This is a genomic window from Streptomyces botrytidirepellens, assembly GCF_003721215.1.
In the GTDB taxonomy this organism is placed as follows: Bacteria; Actinomycetota; Actinomycetes; order Streptomycetales; family Streptomycetaceae; genus Streptomyces; species Streptomyces himastatinicus.
Map to the genome: position 1 here is coordinate 1 of NZ_RIBZ01000600.1, position 3,946 is coordinate 3,946.

Below are 3,946 nucleotides of genomic sequence, written 5' to 3' on the forward strand. Positions count from 1 at the left end.
GGTGGCGGCGAGGCGGGCGGCGCGCAGCCGGTGCTGTGCGCCGGGGCCGAGCAGCGCGCGGGCGGCGGTCGCGCGGCGGAGGTGGAGGTGGGCGTCGTGTTCCCAGGTGAAGCCGAGGCCGCCGAGGATCTGGATGCAGTCCTTGGCGCAGCCGTACGCGGCGTCGAGCGCGGTGGCGGCGGCGAGCGCGGCGGTGAGGCCGCGTACGGCTTGGGGCTCGTCCTGTGTCCTGGCCGCGTCCCAGGTGAGGGCGCGGGCCTGCTCGACGCGGACGAGCATGTCGGCGCACAGGTGCTTCACGGCCTGGAACTGCCCGATCGGCCGCCCGAACTGCTCCCGCACCCGGGCGTGCCCCACCGCCGTCTCCAGCGCCCAGCCCGCGGTGCCGCACGCCTCGGCGGCGAGCAGGACGGACGCCAGGTCCGTGACGAGCGCGGCGTCGACGTCCAGCACCCGCCCGCCGGGCACGGCCACGCCGGAGGCGCGTACCTCGGCGGTCGGGCGGGTGGGGTCCGCGCTGTCGTGGACGCGGAGCGTGAGGGCGGCGCTGTCGACGGCCAGCCACACGGTCTCCCCGCCGCGCGCCGCGGCGAGCACGACCACATCGGCGTCCCCCGCGCCCAGGACCGGCGGCGCGCACCCGTCGAGGACCAGCCCGCCGTCCGGGCCGGGCGCGGCGGTGAGCGACCCGGCGCCGAACGCGACGGCACCGGCGCGGCTGCCGTCGGCGAGGCCCGCGACCAGGTCGTCCCGTCCGGCCCGGTGCAGTACGGCGGAGGCCAGCACGGTGGGCAGATACGACCCGGGCAGCGCGGCGCGCCCGGTCTCCTCCAGGACGACGGCGAGGTCCACCAGGCCCCCGCCGCCCCCGCCGCACTCCTCCGGCAGATGCGGTCCGAGCAGCCCCTGCGCGGCCAGCCCGGGCCAGTACGCAGCCCTGCCGCCGCCACCGGGCGCGGCGTCGAGCACCTTCCGCACCGCCTCCGGCGGCACCGCCCGCCCCAGCCACCCCCGCACCGCGCGCGCCAGTTCCTCTTGGTCTTCCGTGACGGCGATGCCCATGCGGGCTCCAATCTGACGGGTAGTCAGGTGTGGTGCGCGCCGAGGTTCCTCCCCACCCCGCCCCTTCCCGAAACCGGGACTCCGCCCCAGACCCCGCTGCTTCGCGGACCCGCCGGTTCGCGAGCGCCGGATACGCCGGTTCGTGGACACCGAACCCGCCAGTTTGCGAACACCGCCCCCGATTGGGGGGACCGGGCCGCCGATTCGCGGCGCCGCACACCGCCGGTTTGTGGGCAGTCGTTCCTCCCCCAGCTACCGCTGGGAGGTGCCCCCTGGCGGAACGGGTGGACACAAACCGGCCACCGGCCCGCACTCGGCCACGAGACCCCGACCAGGGACGGCCTGGGCCGCACCACCCACCGGCCCGCACCCGGCAACGAAAGCCCGGCCATGGGCGGTCTGCGCCGCCCCACCCACCGGCCCGCACCCGGCAACGAAACCCCGGCCCCGCACACCCAGAACCGCACCCCATACGGCAGGATGAGACCGTGACCCAGCCTGCCACCGCAGTCCTCGACGCCTTCGAGCGCGCCAAGGGCTTCATGCCCACCGACGAGGGGCTCGCCCTGTACGCGGCCGCCAAGACCGCCGGGCAGCTGGGCCTGCCGCTGCTCGAAGTGGGTACGTACTGCGGCCGCTCCACCCTCCTCCTCGCCGAAGCCGCCCGCGAGACCGGCACCGTCACCATCACCGTGGATCACCACCGCGGCTCGGAGGAGCAGCAACCCGGCTGGGAGTACCACGACCCGGACGTCGTCGACCCCGAGGTCGGCCGGATGGACACGCTGCCCACCTTCCGCCGCACCCTGCACGCCGCGGGCCTCGAAGACCACGTCATCGCCGCCGTCGGGCGGTCCCCGCAGGTCGCCGCGGTGTGGGGAAAGCCACTGGGGCTGGTGTTCATCGACGGCGGGCACACCGATGAGCACGCGGCGGCCGACTACGAGGGCTGGGCACCCCACGTCGCCCCCGACGGGCTGCTCGTCATCCACGACGTGTTCCCCGACCCGGCCGACGGCGGGCAGGCCCCGTACCGGATCTACCGTCGCGCCCTCGCCTCCGGCGCGTTCACCGAGGTGTCCGCGACCCGCTCACTCCGCGTACTCCGCCGCACCGGGACGACCCCGCCGGTCTGACCCGCAGCCGCTACCATCGCCGACGTGTCCAACGGCAGCTCCTTCTCCGCCCCCGGCCGCCGCCGCGGCGGCACCCTCGCCCTCGTGGTGGCCACCCTCGCACCCCTCGGCCTCGGCGGCTGGCTGCTGTGGGACAACCTGGGGCGGCAGGACGACAACGGCGGCAGCGCACCGGCATCCTCGGCATCCTCCCTGCCGACCGTCTCGTCCACCTCATCGCCGTTGCCCGCGCAGCCCCCGCAGTCACCGCCGCCCTCGCCCTCTCCCAAAAACAAGAGCGACGACAAACCCCTCACCGGCAAGGTCGTCGTGCTCGATCCCGGCCACAACCCGAACAACCGCGATCACCCCGCCGAGATCGCCCGCCACGTCGACATCGGCACCGACGAGAAGGAGTGCGACACCACCGGCACGGCCACCGACGCGGGCTACTCCGAGGCGTCCTTCACGCTCGACGTGGCCCGCCGCGCCCGCACGCTCCTCGAAGCGCGCGGCGCGACGGTGAAGTTCACGCAGGACGGCGACCGCGCGTTCGGGCCGTGCGTGGACGAGCGCGCGCGGATCGGGAACAGCGCGCACGCCGACGCCGTGGTGTCCGTCCACGCGGACGGCGCCCCCGCCGGGGATCGCGGATTCCACGTCATCCTGCCCAAGTCCGTGCGCGGCGGCGACGCCGACACCTCGGAGATCGCCGCGCCTTCCCGGCGGCTCGGCGAACGCGTGCGTAGTGAATTCATGGATGCCACCGACAGTGAGCCCGCCGACTACATCGGCGACGGCAGCGGGTTGAATGTTCGCGGCGATCTCGGCGGTCTCAATCTCTCCACGGTTCCGAAAGTGTTCATCGAGTGCGGCAATATGCGCGACTCGAAAGACGCCGCGGAACTGACCGATCCGAAGTGGCGTGAGCGCGCGGCCCTCGGGATCGCGCAGGGCATTACGGACTTCTTGAACGGTTAAGTCTCCAACAACCGAACGCGAGGTCACGACCGGGATACCGATGCCCCACCCCCGGTCTCATCAGCTTGATTCCCCCGTACGATGGGTCCACCCCCGACGCCTTCGCGCCAACCGCGCCTGGCGGCAGCGTTCCGTATACGAGAAAACGACTAAGGACTCACGTTGAACATCCGCGCGCTCACTCGAGGCGACGGCGTGGTGATCGGAGCAGCGGTGTTGCTCTTCATCGCCTCCTTCCTCGACTTCTACTCGGCCGATTGTGACGGCGGCCCGTACTGCGACGACATCGACATGCCGAATGGCTGGGACACGGAGACGCTCTTCGTCGTCCTTCCGTCGGTGTTCCTGATCGGGCTGATCGGCGCGGGGCTGGTCATCGCAGGGCGGTTCCAGCCTGAGAGCCGTAAGGTCAGCGGGCTCACCCTCGACCAGTGGGGATCCGGCTTCGTCGTGGTCGCCGCGTGGGACTCGCTGTGGTCGCTCATGGTCACGCCGGACAAGGGCAGCCCGGGTGTCGGCGCCATCCTCGCGCTGGTGGCGACCCTCGCCAGTGCCGCGGCGGTCATCGTGACCCCGCGCGTCCCGGCCCTCAAGGCGCCGCTGATGTCCGCTGCCGCCCCGGCGGCCCCGTCCCCGTACGGCGCGCAGTCCCCGTACGGTTCGCAGGCCCCGCAGCCGGGCTACGGCTACCCGGGCCCGGGCGGCGCCCAGCCCGGTCAGCCGCAGGGCGGCCAGCCGGGTCAGCCCTCCTTCGGCGGCCAGCCGGGCCCGGCCGGTCAGCCCGGCCC

Annotated in this window: 4 protein-coding genes; 3 read left to right on the plus strand and 1 reads right to left on the minus strand. The window is 73.6% G+C overall.

Annotated features, from left to right (window positions below; genetic code table 11):
- Window positions 1–1,062, minus strand: a 1,062-nt coding sequence (locus EEJ42_RS33495) for an acyl-CoA dehydrogenase family protein (RefSeq protein ID WP_148082117.1), incomplete at its 3' end; no start/stop codon positions are given.
- Between the two features lie 542 nt (window positions 1,063–1,604).
- Between EEJ42_RS33495 and EEJ42_RS33500 the strand changes: the two genes are divergently transcribed.
- From EEJ42_RS33500 to EEJ42_RS33510, 3 genes are all read left to right on the plus strand, one after another.
- The gene (locus tag EEJ42_RS33500) at window positions 1,605–2,198 is read left to right on the plus strand and encodes a class I SAM-dependent methyltransferase (RefSeq protein WP_123105801.1); all 594 of its coding nucleotides are present in this window, start codon (window positions 1,605–1,607) and stop codon (window positions 2,196–2,198) included.
- A 24-nt stretch (window positions 2,199–2,222) separates the two neighbouring features.
- Window positions 2,223–3,158 (plus strand): N-acetylmuramoyl-L-alanine amidase, encoded by a 936-nt coding sequence (locus EEJ42_RS33505; RefSeq protein ID WP_123105799.1) that lies wholly within the window; start codon window positions 2,223–2,225, stop codon window positions 3,156–3,158.
- 162 nt (window positions 3,159–3,320) lie between these two features.
- The coding region (locus EEJ42_RS33510; protein WP_184503401.1) for a DUF5336 domain-containing protein at window positions 3,321–3,946 on the plus strand (626 nt) is incomplete at its 3' end.

Coding starts and splice junctions, on each gene's coding strand:
- EEJ42_RS33500 (WP_123105801.1), top strand. CDS start 1,605: ATGCCCACCGACGAGGGGCTCGCCCTGTACGCGGCCGCCAAGACCGCC.